At 61.2% G+C, this 23586-nt stretch carries 19 protein-coding genes; 11 read left to right on the top strand and 8 right to left on the bottom strand.

All coding sequences use genetic code 11. The features are described 5' to 3' along the window. Positions 1–237: 237 nt before the first annotated feature. On the bottom strand, positions 238–1887 hold the full coding sequence (locus ACM3N8_RS02135) for an electron transfer flavoprotein-ubiquinone oxidoreductase (protein WP_290016750.1): 1650 nt from the start codon (positions 1885–1887) through the stop codon (positions 238–240). 126 nt (positions 1888–2013) lie between these two features. On the opposite strand from ACM3N8_RS02135, the gene ACM3N8_RS02130 reads away from it, so the two are divergent. The 5 genes from ACM3N8_RS02130 to aroG all read left to right on the top strand — a co-directional run bounded on the left by ACM3N8_RS02130 (position 2014) and on the right by aroG (position 7816). Beyond that, positions 2014–2766, top strand: coding sequence for an electron transfer flavoprotein subunit beta/FixA family protein (locus ACM3N8_RS02130; protein WP_416015384.1), 753 nt, complete (start codon positions 2014–2016; stop codon positions 2764–2766). Between the two features lie 94 nt (positions 2767–2860). Next, positions 2861–3790 (top strand): electron transfer flavoprotein subunit alpha/FixB family protein, encoded by a 930-nt coding sequence (locus ACM3N8_RS02125; RefSeq protein ID WP_043137068.1) that lies wholly within the window; start codon positions 2861–2863, stop codon positions 3788–3790. A gap of 224 nt (positions 3791–4014) precedes the next feature. Next, positions 4015–5103: a 3-phosphoserine/phosphohydroxythreonine transaminase gene (serC, locus tag ACM3N8_RS02120; RefSeq protein ID WP_043555460.1), complete on the top strand. Its 1089-nt coding sequence runs from the start codon at positions 4015–4017 to the stop codon at positions 5101–5103. A gap of 171 nt (positions 5104–5274) precedes the next feature. Beyond that, positions 5275–6558 carry a 3-phosphoshikimate 1-carboxyvinyltransferase gene (aroA, locus tag ACM3N8_RS02115; protein WP_290016748.1) on the top strand — a complete coding sequence of 428 codons (1284 nt, stop codon included), beginning with the start codon at positions 5275–5277 and terminating at the stop codon, positions 6556–6558. A 202-nt stretch (positions 6559–6760) separates the two neighbouring features. Next, positions 6761–7816: a 3-deoxy-7-phosphoheptulonate synthase AroG gene (gene aroG, locus ACM3N8_RS02110; protein ID WP_103472423.1), complete on the top strand. Its 1056-nt coding sequence runs from the start codon at positions 6761–6763 to the stop codon at positions 7814–7816. A gap of 92 nt (positions 7817–7908) precedes the next feature. On the opposite strand, the gene ACM3N8_RS02105 is transcribed toward aroG, so the two are convergent. Continuing rightward, a complete protein-coding gene (locus tag ACM3N8_RS02105; protein WP_290016746.1) occupies positions 7909–9504 on the bottom strand; it encodes a methyl-accepting chemotaxis protein in 1596 nt (531 codons plus the stop codon). Between the two features lie 264 nt (positions 9505–9768). Here ACM3N8_RS02105 and hutW point away from each other — a divergent pair, with 264 nt between their 5' ends. Then, positions 9769–11136: a heme anaerobic degradation radical SAM methyltransferase ChuW/HutW gene (gene hutW / locus ACM3N8_RS02100; protein ID WP_098984223.1), complete on the top strand. Its 1368-nt coding sequence runs from the start codon at positions 9769–9771 to the stop codon at positions 11134–11136. Between the two features lie 65 nt (positions 11137–11201). On the opposite strand, the gene xseA is transcribed toward hutW, so the two are convergent. After that, positions 11202–12560, bottom strand: coding sequence for an exodeoxyribonuclease VII large subunit (gene xseA, locus ACM3N8_RS02095; protein WP_416015383.1), 1359 nt, complete (start codon positions 12558–12560; stop codon positions 11202–11204). Positions 12561–12964: 404 nt separating this feature from the next. On the opposite strand from xseA, the gene ACM3N8_RS02090 reads away from it, so the two are divergent. Continuing rightward, positions 12965–13348 carry a hypothetical protein gene (locus tag ACM3N8_RS02090; protein ID WP_290016744.1) on the top strand — a complete coding sequence of 128 codons (384 nt, stop codon included), beginning with the start codon at positions 12965–12967 and terminating at the stop codon, positions 13346–13348. A gap of 11 nt (positions 13349–13359) precedes the next feature. Continuing rightward, positions 13360–13725 carry a hypothetical protein gene (locus ACM3N8_RS02085; RefSeq protein ID WP_290016743.1) on the top strand — a complete coding sequence of 122 codons (366 nt, stop codon included), beginning with the start codon at positions 13360–13362 and terminating at the stop codon, positions 13723–13725. A 165-nt stretch (positions 13726–13890) separates the two neighbouring features. Here ACM3N8_RS02085 and ACM3N8_RS02080 read toward each other — a convergent pair whose 3' ends face one another. The 5 genes from ACM3N8_RS02080 to ACM3N8_RS02060 form a co-directional block, all read right to left on the bottom strand. Further along, the gene (locus ACM3N8_RS02080) at positions 13891–14805 is read right to left on the bottom strand and encodes a DMT family transporter (RefSeq protein ID WP_098984220.1); all 915 of its coding nucleotides are present in this window, start codon (positions 14803–14805) and stop codon (positions 13891–13893) included. Between the two features lie 176 nt (positions 14806–14981). Further along, positions 14982–15404: an ExbD/TolR family protein gene (locus ACM3N8_RS02075; RefSeq protein WP_103472428.1), complete on the bottom strand. Its 423-nt coding sequence runs from the start codon at positions 15402–15404 to the stop codon at positions 14982–14984. Continuing rightward, positions 15404–16156: a MotA/TolQ/ExbB proton channel family protein gene (locus ACM3N8_RS02070; protein ID WP_416015382.1), complete on the bottom strand. Its 753-nt coding sequence runs from the start codon at positions 16154–16156 to the stop codon at positions 15404–15406. Before ACM3N8_RS02070 ends, ACM3N8_RS02075 begins: the two co-directional genes overlap by 1 nt. Positions 16157–16158: 2 nt before the next feature. Then, the gene (locus ACM3N8_RS02065) at positions 16159–16914 is read right to left on the bottom strand and encodes a TonB family protein (RefSeq protein ID WP_416015381.1); all 756 of its coding nucleotides are present in this window, start codon (positions 16912–16914) and stop codon (positions 16159–16161) included. 261 nt (positions 16915–17175) lie between these two features. Continuing rightward, positions 17176–19044, bottom strand: coding sequence for a potassium transporter Kup (locus ACM3N8_RS02060; RefSeq protein WP_241278068.1), 1869 nt, complete (start codon positions 19042–19044; stop codon positions 17176–17178). Positions 19045–19482: 438 nt separating this feature from the next. On the opposite strand from ACM3N8_RS02060, the gene guaB reads away from it, so the two are divergent. From guaB to ACM3N8_RS02045, 3 genes are all read left to right on the top strand, one after another. After that, positions 19483–20946, top strand: coding sequence for an IMP dehydrogenase (gene guaB / locus ACM3N8_RS02055; RefSeq protein ID WP_290016738.1), 1464 nt, complete (start codon positions 19483–19485; stop codon positions 20944–20946). An 83-nt stretch (positions 20947–21029) separates the two neighbouring features. After that, a complete protein-coding gene (gene guaA, locus ACM3N8_RS02050; protein ID WP_416015380.1) occupies positions 21030–22610 on the top strand; it encodes a glutamine-hydrolyzing GMP synthase in 1581 nt (526 codons plus the stop codon). A gap of 382 nt (positions 22611–22992) precedes the next feature. After that, the gene (locus tag ACM3N8_RS02045) at positions 22993–23265 is read left to right on the top strand and encodes a hypothetical protein (RefSeq protein WP_043140676.1); all 273 of its coding nucleotides are present in this window, start codon (positions 22993–22995) and stop codon (positions 23263–23265) included. The last annotated feature ends 321 nt before the right edge of the window (positions 23266–23586 follow it).

The following is a 23586-nucleotide window of genomic DNA, read 5'->3' as shown; positions in this document are numbered from 1 at the left end:
GCCGCTGATCTGCATGGGCAGTCCCATCACATATTGGGATAGTTGGGGCCCGAACCTCCCTGCGGTGGTGTCCAGATGATGTGCTGGGGCTGCGCATCCTTGCTGTCGCCGCTGGTCTGCATGGGCAGTCCCATCACATATTGGGGTAGTTGGGGCCCGAACCTCCCTGCGGTGGTGTCCAGACGATGTTCTGGGGCTGCGCATCCTTGCTGTCGCCGTAGCGCTGCAGACCTTCCATCACATATTGGGATAGTTGGGGCCCGAACCTCCCTGCGGCGGCGTCCAGATGATGTTCTGGCTGGGATCCTTGATGTCGCAGGTCTTGCAGTGAATGCAGTTGGCCGCGTTGATCTGCAAGCGCGGCTGGTTCTCGCTTTCCACTATCTCGAACACCCCGGCCGGACAGTAGCGCTGGGCGGGCTCGGCCCAGGTGGGCAGGTTGACCGCCACCGGGATACTCGCGTCCTGCAACTTGAGGTGGCAGGGCTGATCCTCATCGTGACTGGTGTTGGCGAGATAAACAGAGGAGAGCTTGTCGAAGCTGAGCCTGCCGTCCGGCTTGGGATAATCGATGGGATCGCAGCGGCTGGCCATGCGCAGCTGGCGGTAGTCCGGCTCCCGGTCCAGCAGGGTAAAAGAGCCCATCAGGGGTAAGGAGGAACCCCGCTGCTCCAGCCAGTTGAAGGCGCCACCAAGCAAGGGACCCCAGCGATGCAGGGCGGCGCCGAAGTTGCGGGCGGTCTTCAGCTCCTGCCCCAGCCAGCTCTGTTGCAACGCATCGCTGTACTCGGCCAGATCCCGGCCACCCTCATCGCCGCCGCGCAGCGTCATGGCGACGGTTTTCGCCGCCAGCATGCCCGACTTCATGGCGGTGTGAATGCCCTTGATACGGGAAAAGTCGAGGGTGCCGGCATCGCAGCCGATCAGCAGACCACCGGGAAAGTGCATGCGCGGCAGCGAGTGCCAGCCGCCCTTGGTGATGGCACGGGCGCCGTAGCTGATGCGTTCGCCTCCCTGCAGGGTCTGCGCGATGAGGGGGTGGTGCTTGAGGCGCTGGAACTCGTCGAACGGGCTGAGCCAGGGGTTGCTGTAGTTGAGATCGACGATGAGCCCGACCGCCACCTGATTGCCCTCCATATGATAGAGGTAGAAACCGCCCTGGCTCTTGCTGGCTCGACGCTCGACCAGCGGCCAGCCGCTGCCATGGAGCACCCGGCCCGGCTTGGCCTGATCCGCGGGCACCTGCCACAGTTCCTTGAAGCCGATGGCATAATGTTGCGGCTGGGCGCTGTTTTCCAGATTGAACTCGGCGATCAACTGCTTGCCCAGATGGCCGCGGGCCCCTTCGGCAAACAGGGTGTAGCGGCCATAGAGCGCCATTCCGGGCACGTGATCCGCCTTGGGATTGCCGGCTCTGTCCAGCCCGAGATCGCCGGTGATCACACCCCGCACCCGTCCCGCTTCCATGATGAGCTCGCTTGCGGTAAAACCCGGGTATATTTCGACTCCCAGTTGCTCCGCCTGCTGACCGAGCCAGCGGCAGAGGTTGCCCAGGCTGAGAATATGACTGCCATCGTTGTGCATGCGCGGCGGCACGGCCCAGTGGGGCAGTTGCAGGGCGCGGCTGTCGTTTTGCAACAGATGAACCCGATCATCGTTGACGGGAATGCCAAGGGGCGCCTGCTGCCAGCGGTCCGGCAACAGCTCCTTGAGGGCTATGGGGTCGAACAGGGCGCCGGAGAGCAGATGCGCGCCGATTTCCGCTCCCTTCTCCAGCAGACAGACCGAGAGATCGGCATTGTGCTGCTTCAGGGCGATGGCGGCGCTGAGCCCTGCCGGGCCGCCACCGACGATGACGACATCAAATTCCATTGCTTCGCGTTCCATCTTGCCTCTGCGCTTGACTTGGCCTAGGGTAGTGCTGGTAGTTTACGTAAACGTAAAGCAATTGTAAGCAAAAAAATGCGAGGGCTCGTCAATGGATTCACTCAACCGAAGCGAGGGATGCGCGTCATGAAGCTGCTGGTCGCGATCAAGCGGGTACTGGATTACAACGTCAAGATCCGGGTCAAGAGCGATGGCTCCGACGTGGAGCTCGCCAATGTGAAGATGGGGATCAACCCGTTTTGTGAAATTGCGGTGGAGGAGGGGGTGAGGCTGCGTGAAGCCGGTATCGCGACCGAGCTGGTGGTGGTGACCTTCGGGCCTGAGGCGGCGGTCGAGCAGTTGCGCCATGCCCTGGCGCTGGGGGCGGATCGGGCCCGCCATTATGTGACCGATGAGACGCTCACTCCGCTTACCGTGGCACGCGCCCTGCAACAGGTGTGCGAGCAGGAGCTGCCCGATCTGGTGCTGCTCGGCAAGCAGTCCATCGATTCTGACAACAACCAGGCGGGCCAGATGCTCTCAGCCCTCAATGACTGGCCGCTGGCCACTTTCGCCTCCGCCATCAAGCTGGTGGACGGCGAGCTGCAAGTGACCCGCGAGATCGACGGCGGCCTGGAGACCCTCGGCATGCCGCTGCCTGCCGTGGTGACCGTGGATCTGCGCCTGAACGAACCTCGCTTTGCCTCGCTGCCCAACATCATGAAAGCCAAGCGCAAGCCGCTCGAGAGTGCCCCCTTCGCGACCCTAGGCGTCGAACCCGCCGGCCATACCCGGCTGCTTGGGGTGATGGCGCCAGCCGTGCGCCGTGCCGGCGTCAGGGTCGGCTCGGTGGACGAGCTGCTGGACAAACTCAGGCACGAAGCCAAGGTACTGCCATGAGCGCACCTATGATGGTGAAACATATTGGGTGCCTGCCCCAGGCTGGGATGAGGGCTGGTGCGATGAAACGCGTTGCTAACGATAGGGTGTTGTCATGAGCGTACTGGTTATTGCTGAACATCATCAGGGCAGGCTTGCCGACAACGTGGCCCAGCTGGTCACGGCGGCGGGTCAGCTTGGCGGCGAGGTGCATCTCCTGCTGCTGGGTCAGGGGCTGACCGAGGCGGGTGAACAGGCCGCCAGCCTGCAAGGGGTGGACAGGGTTCTGCTGGCCGAGCATCCCATGCTGGCGGAAGGGCTCAACGACGGCGTCGATCCCCTGCTTGCCCACATAGCACGCGACTATCAGCACTGCCTGATGGCGGCCAGCACCCAGGGCAAGGATCTGCTGCCGCGGGTCGCGGCCAGGCTCGGGGTCGAGATGCTCTCCGAGGTGACCGGCATAGAGAGCGGTGATACCTTCCTGCGGCCCATCTACGCGGGCAATGCCGTTGCCCGGATGGCGAGCAGTGCGCCCATCAAGGTGCTCACCATCAGGCCGACCGCCTTCGCCAAGGCCGAATTCGGGGCTGGGCAGGCGGCTGTCGAGCGGCTGCCGGTGGCCGATGTGGCCTGCCGCACCCGGCTGGTCGAGCGGCGCGCCGTGCGATCCGCCAGACCCGAGCTTGCGGCGGCGCGGGTAGTGGTCTCCGGCGGACGGGCGCTTGGCTCCAAGGCGCAGTTTGCCCTGATCGAGGCGCTGGCCGACAAGCTGGGCGGCGCGGTCGGGGCGTCGCGGGCGGCGGTGGATGCGGGTTATGTGGCCAACGATCTGCAGGTGGGCCAGACCGGCAAGGTGGTCGCCCCCGAGCTCTACATAGCTGTCGGCATCTCGGGTGCCATTCAGCATCTGGCGGGCATGAAGGAGTCGAAGGTGATCGTCGCCATCAACAAGGATGGTGAGGCCCCCATCTTTCAGGTAGCAGACTATGGTCTGGTGGGGGATCTCTTCACCCTGTTGCCCGAGCTCACCGCCAAGCTGTGAATTTGTTGAAAAGGGGCCTTGCCTGTCATTGATGCGGCCTGTCCCCCATTTCCATGCATGTTCCCTGCAAGCCCTGACCTGTTCAGGGCTTTTTTCATCATGGCCTGAGCCGGGCCGGGTGACAAAAGGTTGAGCCAGCTCCCAAAAAGCCTTTGATCCTGGGGCGGCTCTTGTGTAAAACCAGACAAGTCATCGATTACTCTCATCCACTCACGGAAAGCGTCATGAGCAAACAGATTTACAACTTCTGCGCCGGCCCCGCCATGTTGCCGGTTGAAGTCATGGAGCGCGCCCAGCGCGAATTTTGTAACTTCCAGGGGCTGGGAGCCTCGGTCATGGAGCTCTCCCACCGCGGCAAGCCCTACATGGCGGTCGCCGCCAAGGCGGAAGCCGATCTGCGCGAACTGCTGGCGGTGCCGGACAACTACAAGGTGCTCTTCATGCACGGTGGTGGTCGTGGCCAGTTTTCCGCCGTGCCCATGAACCTGCTCGGCGGTGCCAACAAGAAGGCCGATTATCTGCTGACCGGTGTCTGGGCCCAGAGCGCCGTGGATGAAGCCCACAAGTACGGTGACATCCAGACCTTCCCTGGGGTCGCCAAGAACGCGCAGGGGATCTCCCACCTGCTGCCGACCCCGGCGTTTCGTGCCGATGCGGCCTTTGTGCATTACTGCCCGAACGAAACCATAGACGGCATAGAGATGTTCGACATCCCGGCCACTGGCGATGTGCCCCTGGTGGCGGATTTGTCCTCCACCATCCTCTCCCGCCCCATCGACGTGAGCCGCTTCGGCATCATCTACGCCGGTGCCCAGAAGAACATAGGCCCGTCGGGCCTGGCCATCGCCATAGTGCGCGATGACCTGTTGAACCAGGCCCGCGCCGACGTGCCCTCGATTTTTGACTACCAGCTCACCGCCAAGAACGACTCCATGTTCAACACCCCGCCCACCTACGCCTGGTATCTGGCCGGTCTGGTGTTCGAGTGGCTCAAAGAACAGGGCGGGCTCGCCGCCATGGAGGCGCGCAACAAGGAGAAGGCCGATTTCCTCTACGGCTACCTCGACCAGTCGAGCTTCTATGGCAACAAGGTGGATGCCAGCTGCCGCTCCCGCATGAACATCCCGTTCCAGCTGAAAAATGCCGAGCTGGACGCGCTCTTCCTGGCTGAGTCGGAAGCCGCCGGTCTGCTGGCGCTCAAGGGGCACCGCATCGTCGGTGGCATGCGTGCCAGCCTCTACAACGCCATGCCGCTGGAAGGGGTCAAGGCCCTGGTGAGCTTTATGGATGGCTTTGCCAAGCGTCACGGCTGAGGCGTTTTTCCCCAATTGCAGACGCCGGGGACTCCCCGGCGTCTGTTTTTTCAGTGGATCCTGATCGACCGCGAGTCTGGCCCGCTTTTGTGCCACGCGCGGTCTTGCCGAGCAAGGCGCGGGCTGCTAACGTCCGGTCAGGTGAATTATTTGAGACAGTACAGGAAGTTTATGAATTCGTTGCGTTTGGAACCTATTTCTCGTGTGGCCGGTGAGGTCAATCTGCCCGGCTCCAAGAGCGTGTCCAACCGGGCCCTGCTGCTGGCAGCGCTGGCCCGCGGCACCACCCGGCTCACCAACCTGCTCGACAGCGATGACATTCGTCACATGCTGGCGGCACTGACCCAGCTCGGGGTCAAGTACAAGCTCTCCGCCGACAAGACTGAGTGCACTGTGCACGGTCTGGGCCGCAGCTTCGCGGTGAAGGAGCCGGTCAATCTGTTCCTCGGCAACGCCGGTACCGCCATGCGCCCGCTGTGCGCCGCGCTGTGTCTGGGCTCGGGCGAATATACCCTGGGCGGCGAGCCACGCATGGAAGAGCGTCCCATCGGCCATCTGGTGGATGCCCTGCGCGAAGCGGGTGCCCATATCCAGTATCTGAAAAAAGACGGCTACCCGCCGCTGGTGGTGGATGCCAAGGGCTTGTGGGGTGGTGATGTGCACGTCGACGGCTCCGTCTCCAGCCAGTTCCTGACGGCGTTTTTGATGGCGGCGCCCATGGCGGCCGGCGACACCCGCATCCACATCAAGGGGGAGCTGGTCTCCAAGCCCTACATCGACATCACGCTGCACATCATGAAGCAGTTTGGGGTGGTCATCGAGCACGACAACTACAAGCTGTTCTACATCAAGGGCAACCAGAGCTATGTCAGCCCTGGTGACTTCCTGGTGGAAGGGGATGCCTCCAGCGCCTCCTATTTCCTCGCGGCCGGGGCCATCAAGGGCAAGGTACGGGTGACCGGCATCGGCAAGCACAGCATCCAGGGCGACATCCATTTCGCCGACGTGCTGGAGAAGATGGGCGCCCGCATCACCTGGGGTGACGACTTCATCGAGGCCGAGCAGGCCCCGCTGCACGGCATCGACATGGACATGAATCACATTCCGGACGCAGCCATGACCATCGCCGTTGCGGCGCTGTTTGCCGAGGGACCCACTTCCATTCGCAACATCTACAACTGGCGGGTGAAGGAGACGGATCGTCTGCACGCCATGGCCACCGAGCTGCGCAAGCTGGGTGTGGAGGTGGAGGAGGGGCACGACTTCATTACCGTGACGCCGCCAGCCCAACTCAATCACGCGGCCATCGATACCTACAACGATCACCGCATCGCCATGTGCTTCTCGCTGGTGGCGCTGTCGGATACCGCCGTCACCATCAATGATCCGGGTTGTACTTCCAAGACCTTCCCGGACTACTTCGACAAATTGGCCAGTGTCAGTCAGGCCGTTTGAGCCAGTTTCGATTGCTCCAAGGCCCGCCTCAGTGCGGGCCTTGTTTTTCAGTCCGCCAACCATCCGCTAGCAGTATTATTGCAACTTGCAAGACTACGTTACTAAATTCATTTCATGAGGATGTAATTTTCTATTTACACCGCTGCCCGTGCGGGCTAGATTGAAGTTTCTTTATCGCAGTCATCTAGCAGGAAGCCTTGTCATGCAGCATCAAACCGACGACGTTCGTATCAGTGAAATCAAAGAGTTATTACCCCCGGTTGCGGTGCTTGAGAAGTTTCCGGCCACCGAGACCGCCTCATCTACCGTATTCGAATCCCGCCAGGCCATTCATCAGATCCTGGCCGGTGAAGATCAGCGCCTGCTGGTGGTGATCGGCCCCTGCTCCATCCACGACCCCGCCGCCGCACTGGAATATGGCAAACGCCTCAAGACCTTGCGTGACGAACTCAAGGGGCAGCTGGAAATCGTGATGCGGGTCTACTTCGAGAAGCCGCGTACCACTGTGGGCTGGAAGGGGCTGATCAACGACCCCTACCTCGACAATACCTGCCAGATCAACGACGGCCTGCGCATCGGTCGCAAGCTGCTGCTGGATCTCAACGACATGGGGCTGCCGACCGCCTCCGAGTTCCTCGACATGATCACCCCGCAATACGTGGCGGATCTGATGAGCTGGGGTGCCATCGGTGCCCGTACCACCGAATCCCAGGTGCACCGTGAGCTGGCCTCGGGTCTCTCCTGCCCTGTGGGTTTCAAGAACGGTACGGATGGCACCATCAAGGTGGCCATCGATGCCATCGGTGCCGCCAGCGCGCCGCACCACTTCCTGTCGGTCACCAAGTACGGCCACTCCGCCATCGTCGCCACCCGGGGCAACCCGGACTGTCACATCATACTGCGTGGCGGCCGCGAGCCGAACTACAGCGCAGCGCACGTTGACGAGGTGGTGAAGGGGCTGGACAAGGCCGGTCTGCCACAGAAGGTGATGATCGACTTCAGCCACGCCAACAGCAGCAAGCAGTTCAAGAACCAGATGCTGGTGGCCGAGGATGTGGCCGGTCAGCTGCGCGCCGGCAGCCGGGCTGTGTTCGGTGTCATGGTGGAGAGCCACCTGGTGGAAGGGCGCCAGGATCTGGTGGACGGGTGCGAGCTCACCGTCGGTCAGAGCATCACGGATGCCTGCATCGGCTGGGCCGATACCGAAGTGCTGCTGCGCACGCTGGCCGATGCGGTGGCCACTCGCAACGCGGGCTGATCCTGATCTGTCCCGGCTGACTGCCTGCGGCAGTAGCAAGGCAATAAAAAGCGCGACCTCGGGTCGCGCTTTTTTGTTGGGGGCGTTGCGCCTTACCAGCGGTAGGTCTTGAGCAACTGCTCCAGCTTCTGGCACTGCTCCACCAGCTGGATGCTGGCGAGGTTGGCGGCGTGCGCCTGGCCCAGGGTATCGTTGGAGGTGTTGCGAATGTCGCTCACCGAGCTGTCCACCTCGCTGCAGACCCTGTCCTGCTCCTCGGCGGATTGTGCCATCTGGGCGTTGAGATCATTGATGCTGGCGATGCGACCTATGATGTTCTGCATGGCGGCCAGGGTCGCCTCCGTCTTGTGGATGCTCTCGTCCGCCTTGGATTTTGCATCCCCGATCACCGCCACGGCGCTCTGGGCCTCTTTTTGCAGGGCGGCGATCATCTGGGAGATCTCCTCGCTGGCGGCGCGGCTGCGGTTGGAGAGGGCGCGTACCTCGTCGGCCACCACCGCAAACCCGCGACCCTGCTCGCCGGCACGGGCCGCCTCTATGGCGGCGTTGAGGGCCAGCAGGTTGGTCTGATCCGCAATCCCCTTGATCACCTCCAGCACGCCATCAACGGCCAGACAGCGGTTGTCGAGCTGCTGGATCACCCGATCGACCCGTTCAATCTCGGCCGACATCTCGCCCATGTCGGCGATGGAGTGCTGGGCGAGGCGACTGGTGTCGGCCGCATCCTGGTTGGTGAGGGCGGAGAGCTCGGCGCTGTGGCGGGCGTGCTCGCGCACCTCGTGGGAGCTGGCGGCCAATTCGCTGACGGCGGCGGCGACCTGGGTGGTCATGCTCTCCTGCTGGCGGGCCGAGCCTTCGGTCTGGGTCGCGACCTGCCGGATCTGGTTCGACTCCTGATAGAGCTGCCGAGTCGCGTGCTCCACCTCCTGCAGGCTGTGGCGAAAACCCTGCACCATGTCGCTGACGGCGCGGGTCATCTGGCCCAGCTCATCCTGGCTCGGGTTGAGCAGGGGGAGGGAGAGATCCCGCTCCTTGGCCATGCGGGTCATGGTCCGTTGCAGGTGGCGCACCGGTCGCTTGATGTAGCGCTGCAGCACCCAGCCAAGCAGGCCGAACCCGAGCCCGAACACAGCCACCAGGCTGCCGCTCAGGATCAGGTTGTTGTGGCGAATTTCGCCGAAGGTGTGGCTGAGGTCGTAACTGATCCGCACCGCCCCCATGACGGTGCCTTCTGGCACCTGATGGCAGGTGGTGCACTGGGTGCCACGGTACTCCTTGTACGCCTTGAAGGGCTTGACCAGGGTGAGTCGGTTGCCCTGCTGCTCGAGTATGGTCTCCCCTTGCGTTATGGCGCGCTGATCCCAGTTGTCCTCTGCCTGCTGATCCGGGTGACCCGGCCCGAACAAGTCGGTCACGGCGGGGGCGCGGATCAGGCGAGCCTCGACGATCCCTGCCTCGCTCTTGAGCTTGGTCTGCACGATTTGCCGGTTGGCGATGGCTCCCGTCATCATCATGACGTTGAGCTGATCCATGTAGGTGTTGGCGGCGCTCTCGACCTTTTCACCGGCCAGCCGGATGGCGAGATCCCGTTGCAGCCAGGCGGAGAGTTCGAAACTGAGGGCGAAGGTACAGCCTATCACCAGGGTGAGGGGGAGGAAGATTTTCCAGTTCAGTGACAGATTTTGCATCGTTTGCAGGGTCCATGCGCAAGTGGGCGAGCGTCAATGCCGGGCGACTCTCCTCACGCTCGCTCGTCAGGGCGGGGGAGATGGTTCTCTATCGGCACACCCTACCCCATCTTGAGTAAATTATCTGTTAACTGGATCCATGATGGAGGTTAAGGATGGGTAGCAAAGCTGGGTTGTCTGAGCCTGGTTTGATCCAGCACAAGCTCGGCATTAATTGATAGTGGTTATCATTTGCATTATTTCCATGCGGTAACCCAGCCAGTGATGACATTACAACTGACCCCGACCATGACCGGACTCGACACACCGGATCCCCTCAAGTTTGCCTTCGGCGCCAAAACCTCGGCCCATGCCAGCCGGGGTGGCATTCGCCCCTTCACCCTCGACCATGGGCGCTGGCAAGCCTGGTGGCAGCAAGAGAGCGAGGCCGGGGAGCGGGCGCTCTACATCCATATCCCGTTTTGCCGCAAGCGCTGCAGCTTCTGCAATTTCTTCGAAAATGGCGCCAATCCGGCGCGCATGAGCCGCTACATGGTGGCCCTGTGCGCCAGCCTGCAGCAGGCGGCGGATACCCCCTTTGGGCAGAGCAAGCCCTGCTCGGCCGTCTATGTGGGGGGTGGCACACCGACCGACATGGCGGTCGAGGATCTGGCGCGATTGGCCAGGGCCATCCAGGGTTTTCCGCTGACCGCAGATGCCGAGGTGACCCTGGAGGGGCGCCTCAACGGCTTTGATGATGCCAAGTGGCAGACAGCGCTGGCGGGGGGCTTCAACCGCTTCTCGTTCGGGGTGCAGAGCTTTGATACACAAGTGCGCCAGCAGGCGGCCCGCTTCGATGACAGGGAGACCCTGCTGGCCCGGCTGGCCGAGCTGACCCGGGATGATGCCGCCGTGATAGTGGCGGATCTCATCTTCGGCCTGCCGGGGCAGGATGATGCCGTGTGGCGCCAGGATATCGCGGATGTGATGGCCAGCGGAGTACACGGCGTGGATCTCTATCAGCTGATCGCCATGGCGGGCACCAATCTGGATCGGGCACAGGATAAGGGTACGCTGGGCTGGGCGGCCGATGGTCAGCAGCGAGCCGGCATGTATGCCTATGGCGCCCAGACCCTGGAGCAGGGCGGCTGGCAGCGACTTTCCTGCAGCCACTGGCGGCGCGGTGATGCCGAGCAGAGCCGCTACAACCAGATGGCCAAGCGCGGCGCCGAGATCCTCCCCTTCGGGGCGGGGGCAGGAGGCAGCGTGCACGGCCATGGCCTCATGTATGGCCGGGATCTGGCGCTCTGGCACGAGGCGCTGGCAGGCGGTGTGCGGGCGCCCGGCATGGTGATGGGGAAGAACCCCAATGCCCTCATGGACGGCCTGCTGCGTGGCGCCCTCGACAGCGGCTGGTTGACGCTGGCTCGTCTGCCCGCGCCGCTACGGGCCCACCTGCTGCCGCTGTTTGAGGCCTGGCAGCGGCACGGGTTGGCGACGCTCACGCAAGTGCGGCTTGAACTGACCCTGGCGGGGCGTTTCTGGAACGTCAATCTGCAGGCAGGAATGTTTGAGTACTTGCAACTCAATCCGCTGGCGGGATCTGATGCGGCGCCGGCGCCGGCCGACATGGTGCGCCATTCGCTGGTGTGACGGACAGGCGTCAACGACAGGGAGGGGGATCAAACGGGGGCGCTGCAAAGCGCCCCCGTGTTCAGTTATCGGTTGTGCACCTCTTCCACCCGCACCTGCAGGTGCCCCTCGGCGAGCGTGGTGACCAGGGTTTGCCCGGCGTTCACCTGGGTGGCGCGGCTGATCACCTCACCGCTCTGGGTGCGGGTGATGGAGTAACCGCGACCCAGGGTGGCGAGCGGGCTCACACCGTCGAGGCGGGCGGTGAGCATGGCGAGGCGGTGGCTGGCCAGATCCTGGCGTTTGGCGATCAGCGCATAGAGTCTTTCTTCGGCCAGCTGATGGCGGCGCTTGCCAGCGGCCAGCAACCGCTCCGGGCTCTTGCCTTGCAGGCGCAGCTCCAGGTTGGCGAGGCGCCGCTCCCCCTGATGCAGCCGTTGATTCATCAGCTGTTGCAGGCGGGCGGAGAGCTCGTCGAGGCGCTGGGACTGCTGCTCCAGCCGTCGCTTGGGATCCTGATGGTCGAGCCGTTTTTGCAGCAGCGCGAAGCCGTGGCGGGCGGCAGTCTGGTGGCGGCCTATGCCCTGTGCCAGCCGTTGCCACAGATGGGCGAGGCGCTGGATGCGGGCCTGGTTGTCCGGCGCCACCAGTTCGGCGGCGGCCGACGGGGTCGGGGCACGCAAGTCGGCGGCAAAGTCGCTGATGGTCACGTCCACCTCGTGGCCCACCGCGCTGATGACGGGGATGCTGGAGTTGGCAATGGCGCGCGCCACCGCCTCCTCGTTGAAGCACCAGAGATCTTCCAGCGAGCCGCCGCCGCGACCGACGATCAGCACGTCCACCTCGGCGCGGCGGTTGGCCAGGGCAATGGCCGCCACTATCTGGCCGATGGCGGCGCTGCCCTGCACCTGGGTCGGGTAGATGAAGACGGGGAGATCCGGGGCGCGGCGTTTGAGCACGGTCAGCATGTCGTGCAGGGCGGCGCCGGTGGCTGAGGTGACCAGCCCCACGGCGCGCGGTTCACGGGGCAGGGAGCGCTTGCGGCCCTCGTCAAACAGCCCTTCTGCACCGAGGCGGCGTTTGAGTTCTTCGAAGCGCAGGGCCAGCACGCCATCACCGGCGGGCTGCATGGATTCGATGATGAGCTGATAGTCGCCACGCGGCTCATAGAGGGAGACCCGTGCCTGCACCAGCACCTGCATGCCATCCTGCGGGCGAAACGCCACCCGCCGGTTGTTGCCCTTGAACATGGCGCAGCGCACCTGGGCACCGAGATCCTTGAGCGAAAAGTACCAGTGGCCCGAGCTTGGCATCGCCAGGTTGGAGAGTTCCCCGGTCAGCCACACCAGGCCGAGATCCTGCTCCAGGATCATGCGCACTGCGCTATTGAGGCGGGTGACGGTAAAGACCTGTTGTTGCTGGCTGGATGGGTTGAGGCGATTCAAGGGGGATCCTGCTGCTGTGCCCCGGGCAAGGGGAGAAAACAATGGCGCCATCTTAGCGCAGTTCGGCGCAAGAGCCGAGTCTGGGAGTGGCCCGGCTTGATCTGGTGCTGCGACCGGAGGGGGGTGAGCACCCATTGGGTAAACAACTATCATCAATCGTATCTTGAACATTCGACCGACTGCCAGAGCGAGCTGGGAACAGGTGATGTCAGCATGGACAAGGGGTGTGGCAAGGCGGTTGCGACCAAGCGCCAAGCAAGCAGAGACAGGCCGCATCGAGAGTGCTGCAGCAACCCAAATCAACGGTTTTCTCATCGCTGATATTGAATATTTTGGGATGGTTCAGGTGAGCGTAAATAAAACACGCTTGCCTGCACCTGCCCCCTCATTCAGGAGGCATTACCATGAGTATCTTTCACCGGGAAGCGCTATTGCTTGTTCTTGTCTCTTCTTTGTCATGGGGGGCAACCGACATTGATGTTGCAGTCTACCCATTCAGTCCGTTTGTTGAAAAAACCAGTGACAATGAGTGGCATGGGGTGACCTTCGATATTATTGATGCACTCAATGCTGTCCAGTCCGATTATCACTATCGCCCCGTTGTTACCAGCCCTTATCGTGTATATGCAGAAATGTATATGGGACGATTTGATATGCTCCTGTTTCAGGATGTCAGCTGGGGATGGGATGTCAATAAAGTGATTATATCAACCCTCTGCTGGATTACTCGGAATGCTATGTCGCACGTTATAAAGCGGGTCGGGATCAAAATTTTTTCAATGAGTTAAATAAACTGACCATGATAGGGGTAAGAGGGTTTCATTATTTTGAGAAAAAGACCAGTTTGCTGTTGAGAGATGATAGCCAGATAGTCAATGCCCTGTTGAGAGATCGGGGGGATTTTATCCGGCTGGGTTTTTATCGTCTGCAAGACATGCTGAAGCAGGATCCTGAATTACGGAGCAAACTGATCATATCCATTCATCCGGCACAAAATTATCATTTACGAGCCATATTCGCCGCTACATCCGATATTTCCATTATGGTTTTTCAAGAGCACCTGGCAAGCTTGGCTCGGCTGGGGTTGCTTGACGATATATGGAAGAAATATGGTATTCAGAGTCGGGTTGATGAAGACTCCACACTGGATTGCAATTTCAAATAAAACGGTCAAGAAACGACGCCGGCATCTTGTGTCGATGTCAGTCCCATGGCACAGAATGACGTTTGTTTCCCATGTCAGGATCGGTGCCGTGTCACAACGGAAGATTGCTGGCATCTGCCATGGAGTCGCGCTGTGGGCAGGCATGTTGCGGCCCACCCGGGCGGCTCAAGAGTCCTTCATCCGTGCCAGGCTGGCTGCGGATCTGGTCGGGCTGACCACCAGCCAGACTGCGAGACAGACGATGGCGCCACCGACCACAAAGCCCTCAGTGATGGTCTCCCCGAGCACCAGGTAACCCCACAAGATGCCAAAGGGAGGAATGAGAAAGGTGACCGTCAATGAGCGCAGCGGCCCGATATCCGCGATCAACCTGAAGTAGATGAGGTAGGCGAGGGCGGTACAGATGAGACCGACCGCCAGCACGCTGGCCCACACCTCTGGGATGGTCCAGTCCACCGCAGGCCCCGCCGTCACCGAGTAGCCGAAGAAGGGCAGCAGGAACACGCATGCCCCCAGCTGGCTGCCGAAGGCCACCAGTTTGGCATCGAGGCCGCCGCGTTCCGAGATCCAGCGCCGGGTCAGAAACCCGGCGCAGCCGTAGCAGGCGGTGGCGATCAGACAGGCCAGCACTCCCGTGATCAGGTTGCCGCTCACATTCACCTCGCTGGTGGTGGTGATGAGGGTGATGCCGACTATGCCCAGCATGACCCCCAGCCATTTGCGCCCGCTCAGTTGCTCGTTGAAGCAGGAGAAGCCGATCAGAGCCCCCATCAGCGGCGTCGTCGCGTTCAGGATGGCCGAGTAACCCGCCGGCAACCAGAGTGCGGCGATGGCGTACATCAGAAACGGGATGCCTGAGTTGATGATCCCGAGCAGCATGGCGGACTTGAGCTTGCCCTGGAAGAGCATGGGAGAGCGCAGCAGTAGCAGTATGACGCCAAGCCCCACCAGGCCGAAGAAGACCCGCAGGAAGGCGGTGTTGACCGAACCAAAGGCCGGCGCGGCAATGCGCATGAACAGAAAACTGGCGCCCCAGATCGCGGCCAGGAGCAGCAGTCTCACATAATCCGATGTTCTCATCTTGCTTCCTTGAAATGATGGCCGCAGGCCAACCTGATGCGGGTCAGACTCGGCATCATGCCGGGTACGGGCGTGGGATGGCAACTGCGTGTATGGGGGGCGTCCTTGTGCAAAAGGCATCACCCGGGGTGATGCCTTTTGCACATTGCCAGGTGGCGGGCGCCACAAGGCCGGGGTTAGCCTGCGTCCGGCTGGCTGACAAAGGCAATCTTGTGCAATCCATGCTGGGACGCCTGCGCCATCACCCTGGCTATGATGCCGTACTCGACCCGCTTGTCGATGCGCAGCTGGATCTCGGGCAGCTCCCCATCGGCCTTGCCGGCAGTCTCCATCTGGGCAAGCAGGGCGGCCTCATCGACCTCCTTGTCGTTCCAGTAGATCTTGCCGGTGCCATCGATGGCGAGGGTGATGTCCTCCTTCTCCGGCTGATTGAGCTGGCTGCTGGCCTCCGGCAGCTCGAGCTTGACCGCATTGGTGAGCAGGGGGGCCGTGATCATGAAGACGATGAGCAGCACCAGCATGACGTCTATCATGGGGATCATGTTGATCTCGGAGAGGGGCTGATCGTCTCCGTCGTCCGACAATTTGCCAAATGCCATTACCCGTGCCCCTTCTTGGCTTCCCGCTCGGTCAGCTGGGTTACGTTGGAGGGGGCCTGCTCAAATCCCGTCACCAGCAGGGCAAACAGGTCGTAGGCAAAGGCCTCGAGCGCGGCCAGCTTGAGGCGATTGCGCCGCACGAAGAAGTTGTAGACAAGCACGGCCGGCAGGGCGACGGCGAGGCCAAAGCCGGTCATGATCAGCGCCTCGCCCACTGGGCCTGCCACCTTGTCCAGACTGCTCTGGCCGGCGGCACCTATGGCCAGCAGCGCATGATAGATGCCCCAGACGGTGCCAAACAGCCCGATGAAGGGGGCCGCCGAGCCCACGGAGGCGAGGAAGGCCAGGCCGTGCTCCAGCCTTACCCGCTCGTGGGTAATGGCCTGGCGCAGCGCCCGCAACAGATACTCGTCCGGTGAACCCAGCTTGAGCGACACGGTCCGCTCCCCGGCCCGGTTCAGTTGCGCTACCGTCGCCAGCGCAGTGCTGGTCACGCGACCATAGGCCTCCTGCGGCGGGAGATGGGCCAGCTGACGTTCCATATCCTGCACGCTCTCGTGCTGCCAGAAGCGGGTCACGAATTGTGCGTTGAGGCGGCGCTCGCGCTGACCCAGCACGATTTTCAGCAGGGTGTAATAGCAGGTGCCGAGGGACATCAATACCAGCAAAATGAATGGCTGCAGCCCCACACCGGTATTTTGACTGAGCAGATGGGCGACGCCCATCCCGTTGTTTGCGATTTCCGGATCCATATTCAAGCCCTTAATTTAAAAATGATGGTGACCTTTGCCCAGGCCTCGACGGCCGTATTGTTCTGTTTGGCGGGAATAAAGCGCCAGCGACTGACCGTCTTGCGCGCCGTCATGTCCAGCCGCCGATAACCGCTGCCCTTGTCTACCTCCACCGAGGAGGCGGTGCCATCGGCCGCCACCAGTACATTCAGGATGACGCGCCCCTCCTCACCCCGTCTTCTTGATTCATAGGGGTAGGGTGGCTCAGGGTTGTTCAGCCGCGCATCGCGGGCGATGGGGGCGCTGCTGCCAGCCCCGCTGCCGCTCTGCCGGGACTTGACCGGCGCTGTGCCACTGCCGCCTTGTTGGGCATTGGCCGCCACCGGCGTGGCAGGGGCCGAGGGCGCCGCGACCGGTTCTGCCCTGGCCACCTGAGTAGCCTTGGGCGTTGGCGGTGCCGGTACCCTGGGGGCCGGTTTGGGAATGGTTTTTTTGACCGGTTTTTTAACGACCTTCTTTTGAACCGGTATGGGCTTTTTGACCATGGGCGGCGCCGGGGCGGCTGCCGGCGCCTTGGCCGGCGCGTCATTGGCGCTGGCCTCACCGACCCAGCGGGCCGACAGGGTCAGCGGCAAGGGCGGGGTGATGGGCGCAGGCTGGTGTTCATAGAGCCACCAGAAGGCGGCAAGATGCAGGACGACCGCGATGGCAAGGCAAGCGAGGCGGGCGGCATCGGGATCGTTGGCGGGCAGTGTTGGCCTCGGGCTGCAGGCTTCCATCACTGCCCTCCATTCCAAATTTTCATGTTCATACTCAAACGGATAGTGTGGTAGAGCCAGTACAGTGCACTAGCATGCCTGATGATGCCAATCGCAAACAACAACCATTATCAATCGCATTTTAATCGAGAGATACCACCGCCAGATGCTGACCGGGCTGTTCCCTGTCGCGCGGGATCCGGTCTGCGCTGGCCAGCCGGATCCTGCTGGCCGGGTGAACTGGGTCGAGTGCCATCAGGATGTTTGCATCTGGCGCCGCAGTTACAGCTCCAGCAGAACCCCCAGCTCCACCACCCGGTTGGCCGGGATATGGAAGAAGTCGGTCGCCTTGAGGGAGTTGCGATTCATCCAGACGAACAAGCCTTCCCGCCAGCGTGCCATGCCGGGCAGGTCGGTACTGACCAGATTTTCGTGAGAGAGGAAGAAGGAGGCATCGCGCATGGAGACCTTCAGGTCTTGCTGGGCACAGGCTTGGAAGATCTCCTCGATGGAAGGGACCTCCTTGTAACCAAAGTGCGCCACGACCTGCCAGAACCCCTCCCCAAGGTGGGTGAGAAGGATGCGCTCCTTGAAGGACAACCAGGGCTCATCCTTTATCTGTATGGTCAGAAAAATGACCCGCTCGTGCAGGATCTTGTTGTGTTTCAGGTTGTGCAGCATGGCGTGGGGCACCACCTGCACCGACTTGGAGAGGAACACGGCCGTCCCCGGCACCTGCAGTGGTGGATGAGCCAGCATGTTGTCGACAAACCCTTTCAGCGCCAGTGACTTGTGCTCAAGCTTGTCGAGAACCAGCTCGCGACCGCGCTTCCAGGTGGTCATCACCACTATGGTCAACAGCGCAAACAGGATGGGCAACCAGCCGCCGGCCAGGAACTTGGTGGTATTGGCGGCAAAGAAGGTGACATCGACCAGCAGGAGAGGGGCTCCCGCGATCACGATCAGCCAGGTTGGCCATTTCCAGCGATGGGCGGCGACCACCATCAACAGCAGGGTGGTGATCGCCATGGTGCCTGTCACCGCTATGCCATAGGCGGCGGCCAGATTGCTGGAGCTTCTGAACCAGAATATCACCAGCACTATGCCGGCCAGCAGCAGCCAGTTCACCACTGGCAGGTAGATCTGGCCAATCTCATGCTCGGAGGTATGGCGGATCTCCTGGCGTGGCAGATACCCGAGCAGGATCGCCTGGCGTACGACTGAATAAGTGCCGGAGATGACGGCCTGGGACGCGATGACAGTCGCCATGGTCGCCAGGATCAATAAGGGTATGGCCATCCAGGTGGGGGCGAGCAGATAGAATGGGTTTTCAATGGCGTCAGGACGGCGCAGCAGCAGCGCCCCCTGGCCAAAATAGTTGAGCAGCAGGGACGGCATCACCAGCGAGCCCCATGCCAGCCGGATCGCACCTCGGCCAAAATGGCCCATGTCGGCGTAAAGCGCCTCAGTACCGGTGACGCAGAGCACGACAGCGCCCAGGGTGATGAAGGCCACACCTGGCCGGCTGAACATGAAATCAAGGGCATAGAGGGGATTGATGGCCTGCAGGATGGCCGGGTTTTGCACAATTTCCTTTGCCCCGAGTCCTGCCAGCACGCCAAACCAGAGCAACATGATGGGACCGAAGAGTCGGCCTATTCCTGCCGTGCCGTAATGCTGAATGCCAAACAGTATCACCAGCACTATGAGGGTTATGGGCAAGACGAAAGAGGCCAGTTCGGGGGCAACCACCTGCAGGCCCTCGACGGCAGACAGCACCGAAATCGCGGGTGTGATCACCGCATCCCCGATGAACAAGCCCACCCCGATCAGCCCCAGCAACATGGCCAGGGATCGAGCCTTGGGCGACAGGCGGCGTGAGGCCAGGGAAGCCAGGGTCAAGATGCCTCCTTCACCCTTGTCATCAGCCCTCAATACCAGCAAGACATATTTAAATGAGACCACGATCATGATGGTCCAAAAAAAGAGGGAGATGATCGACAGGATATCGTCAGGGGTTGGCTGCAGGCCAATATGCCCGGCAAAGCTCTCCTTCAAGGCGTAGAGCGGGCTGGTGCCAAGGTCGCCGTAGACGACGCCCAGTGCGGCCAGGGTAATCGCCATGCGTCCTTGATGATGTCCGTTGCTCATCATGAAATTCCATTTCAATTCATAATGTTAATTATGATACGCGAGGTTTGGTCAAAGTGAACACAGTGTCGGACACCTCGATATTCCCCATGGCATCGGACCCGGCTGATCTGCATGCCTCCATGCGTTGCCTCGGCCATGTCAGAACTGCCTGAGTCGCGTCAATATGAGAGTGTCTTGGCAAGCGAGGATGTGACCTCGGGATCCGGGTTGGCGACTGAGCAGGGGGCCTCTTTGCATAAAACAGCAGTCTGGCAACTCTTCTACCCCCAAAGTGCCTGTTTAGGACTGATAATCTTGTTTTTTTGGCCTTTTGGCACGTCAAACACGGGCTACGCCATAAAAAATTCAAAAAACTTCTTTACCAGTGACCAATCGGTGAGTAAACTTCGTCGGCAATATTTTACACCCCCACTTCCTCAACGGTGAGATATTGCCATGCTCAGGATTGCCAAAGAAGCGTTAACCTTCGACGATGTACTGTTGGTTCCCGCCCACTCCGATGTTCTTCCCAATACTGCCGATCTGCGTACCAAGCTGACCTCCTCTATCAGCCTGAATATCCCCATGATTTCCGCTGCCATGGACACAGTGACCGAAGCCCGTCTGGCTATCGCACTGGCCCAGGAAGGCGGTATCGGCTTTATCCACAAGAACATGTCCATCGAGCAGCAGGCTGCAGAAGTGCGCAAGGTCAAGAAGTACGAGAGCGGCGTGGTCACCGACCCCGTCACAGTACGCCCTGACATGACCATTGCCCAGGTCAAGGAGCTGAGCCACAAGAATGGCTTCGCCGGCTACCCGGTCGTGACCGAGGGCAACCTGCTGGTCGGTATCATCACCGGCCGCGATGTGCGCTTCGTGATCGATCTCTCCCAGACAGTCGAACAGATCATGACCCAGAAAGATCGTCTGGTGACCGTGCGTGAAGGGGCCCCTCGTGAAGAGGTGGTTGCCCTGATGCAGAAGCACCGTATCGAGAAGGTGCTGGTGGTCAACGCCGATTTCAAACTCAAGGGCATGATCACCGTCAAAGACTTCCAGAAAGCCGAGCGCAAGCCGAACGCCTGTAAAGACGAGCGTGGCCGCCTGCGGGTCGGTGCTGCCGTCGGTGCCGGTGCTGGCAACGAAGAGCGCGTCGCCGCCCTGGTGGAAGCCGGTGTGGACGTGCTGCTGATTGACTCCTCCCACGGCCACTCTCAGGGCGTGCTGGATCGCATCAAGGCGACCCGCGATGCCTATCCTGAGCTGCAAATCATCGGTGGCAACGTGGCCACCGCCTCTGGCGCCCTGGCGCTGGTCGCCGCTGGCGTCAATGCCGTCAAGGTGGGTATCGGCCCTGGCTCCATCTGTACTACCCGCATCGTGACCGGTGTCGGTGTCCCCCAAATTACCGCCATCTCCGACGCCGTTGACGCGCTGGAGGGCACTGGCGTGCCCGTGATTGCCGATGGTGGCATCCGCTTCTCCGGCGACGTGGCCAAGGCCATCGCCGCTGGCGCCAGCTGCGTCATGGTGGGCTCCATGTTCGCCGGTACCGAAGAGGCGCCGGGCGAAATCGAGCTCTATCAGGGCCGCTCCTTCAAGTCCTACCGTGGCATGGGTTCTCTGGGCGCCATGTCCAAGGGCTCCAGCGATCGTTACTTCCAGACCGACAACGCCGCTGACAAGCTGGTGCCGGAAGGGATCGAAGGGCGCGTACCCTACAAGGGCCGCCTCAAAGAGATCATTCACCAGCAGATGGGCGGCCTGCGCTCCTCCATGGGCTTGACCGGCTGCGCTACCATCGACGACATGCGCACCAAGGCCGAGTTCGTGCGCATCTCCGGCGCCGGGATGAAAGAGTCCCACGTCCACGATGTGACCATTACCAAAGAAGCCCCCAACTATCGGATGGGCTGATAAAACGGGGCTGCGGCCCCGTTTCTCCACCAGTTTTTATCCCCGAGCCTTTTGTTACAACATCAGCCTGATGCAGGAATAAAATGACTAAAGACATTCACCAGCACCGTATCCTGATCCTGGATTTCGGTTCCCAGTACACCCAGCTTATCGCCCGCCGTGTCCGTGAAATCGGCGTCTACTGCGAACTGTGGGCCTGGGACGTGACCGAAGAGCAGATCCGCGAATTCAATCCGAGCGGCATCATCCTCTCCGGCGGCCCCGAGTCCGTGACCGAGGCTGGCAGCCCCCGTGCCCCCGAGTATGTGTTCAATGCCGGCGTGCCTGTGTTCGGCATCTGCTACGGCATGCAGACCATGGCCGAGCAGCTGGGTGGCAAGGTGCAATCTTCCACCGAACGTGAATTCGGTTATGCCCAGGTTGAAGTGCTGGGCCAGACCAATGCCCTGCTGCGCAGCATCGAAGATGCCATCGCCCCCAACGGCAATGCGCTGCTGGACGTCTGGATGAGCCACGGCGACAAGGTCACCGCCATCCCGGCCGACTTCACCACCATAGCCCAGACTGCCACCTGCCCCCATGCCGCCATGGCGTGCGAGGCCAAGGGCTTCTACGGCGTGCAGTTCCACCCGGAAGTGACCCACACCCGTCAGGGTGCCCGCATGCTGGAGCACTTCGTCAAGGACATCTGCGGCTGCGAATGCCTGTGGACCCCGGCCACCATCATCGACGACGCCGTTGCCCGCATCCGCGAGCAGGTGGGTGACGACGAGGTGATCCTGGGCCTCTCCGGCGGTGTCGACTCCTCCGTGGTTGCCATGCTGGTACACCGTGCCATCGGTGATCGCCTGACCTGTGTGTTCGTCGACAACGGTCTGCTGCGCCTGAACGAGGGTGAGCAGGTGATGGAGATGTTTGGTGATCATTTCGGTCTGAACATCATCAAGGTCGAAGCCGAAGAGCGCTTCCTCTCCGCCCTGGCAGGTGAAGCTGAGCCGGAAGCCAAGCGCAAAATCATCGGCCGCGTCTTCGTCGAAGTGTTCGACGACGAAGCCAAGAAGCTGAAAAATGCCCGCTGGCTGGCACAAGGCACCATCTATCCGGATGTGATCGAATCGGCCGCCAGCAAGACTGGCAAGGCCCACGTCATCAAGTCCCACCACAACGTCGGCGGCCTGCCGGCCGAGATGAAGATGGGTCTGGTCGAGCCGCTGCGCGAGCTGTTCAAGGACGAAGTGCGCCGCGTCGGTCTGGAGCTGGGTCTGCCCTACGACATGCTCTACCGTCACCCCTTCCCGGGCCCGGGTCTGGGCGTGCGCGTCCTTGGCGAAGTGAAGAAAGAGTACTGCGATATCTTGCGCCGCGCCGACGCCGTCTTTATCGAAGAGCTGCGCAAGGCCGACCTCTACAACCAGGTCAGCCAGGCGTTCGCCGTCTTCCTGCCGGTGCGCTCCGTTGGCGTCATGGGCGATGGCCGCAAGTACGACTGGGTGATTGCCCTGCGCGCCGTCGAAACCATCGACTTCATGACTGCCCACTGGGCCCATTTGCCCTACGACTTCCTGGGTCATGTGTCGAACCGCATCATCAACGAGATCAATGGCATCTCCCGCGTGGTGTACGACGTCTCTGGCAAGCCGCCTGCAACTATCGAATGGGAATAAGCGGCTCGCGCCCTTCTGCCCTTCGAGCATAAAAATGCAAAAAAGACGCCCTTGCGGCGTCTTTTCTTTTTCCAATCGTTTGCGCCTCAATTTTCTGCTCATTAGCCGCTTTTGGACCTCTTCGCCCCTGTCAGATATGACAGAGGCGCTTTGCGGATCCGGTACTAGGCTCTGCCATGCCAATTGAGACCGGTGCTGTGAGGCGGCGGCCGTGGCAAGAGGGGAAGCAGGGTGCCAGCAGGCCTTCATTCACGCTGCCGGCACCGGACATACTGATACATGGTCGGTATGGCCCCCGGTGGAGTCCGGACACCACTTGAATAAACGGGGCGGAACCCGAACAGCCAAACGAGTAGGGACAAGAGATCACGGAGGGTTTGCTATGTCAGAACAAGCAGTGTTGTTGGGTGGATGGACCGCATACCACAAGCTGAGCGCAAAAGATCAGGCGGTATTTGACCTGGCACTGAAAGGATTTGTCGGGGTGCAGTACCAGCCGTTTGAAGTCTCCACCCAGGTGGTGGCTGGCACCAACTACCGTTTCAAATGCAAAACCACAGTGCCGCTGCCCAACCCGATCCACGGGGAAGCCGTGGTGCAGATCTTCCAATCTCTGGATGGGTCGGCCCATATCACCTCCATTACCCCGATCTGATTTGGGTGCGGGGCAAGGCGGGGAGGGGGAATGGTCCCCAACCGGTTTGACCCACATATCAGTGATAAGAAAGACGCCTTAGGGCGTCTTTTCTATTGTTTGCAAGAACGTTGTCCCCAAAGCTGAACGAAGCTGCGACTTGTAGATGCAATGATTCCGTACTCGGAGGAAATTTAACCTGACCTTCGGGCGTGTTTTTTGCCGATCTAGGAAGGTCTTTCCCCATCCTGCACACGGCATATCCCTATGTCACCAGCAGCTACAACACTGCGCCGGCTTGGGGATATCCTATCCATCAATGGCAAGGATTAGCTCGAACAA

The organism is Aeromonas sp. A04, from assembly GCF_047780465.1.
GTDB classification, from domain to species: domain Bacteria; phylum Pseudomonadota; class Gammaproteobacteria; order Enterobacterales; family Aeromonadaceae; genus Aeromonas; species Aeromonas bestiarum.
This window is presented reverse-complemented; position numbering and strand designations above follow the sequence as displayed.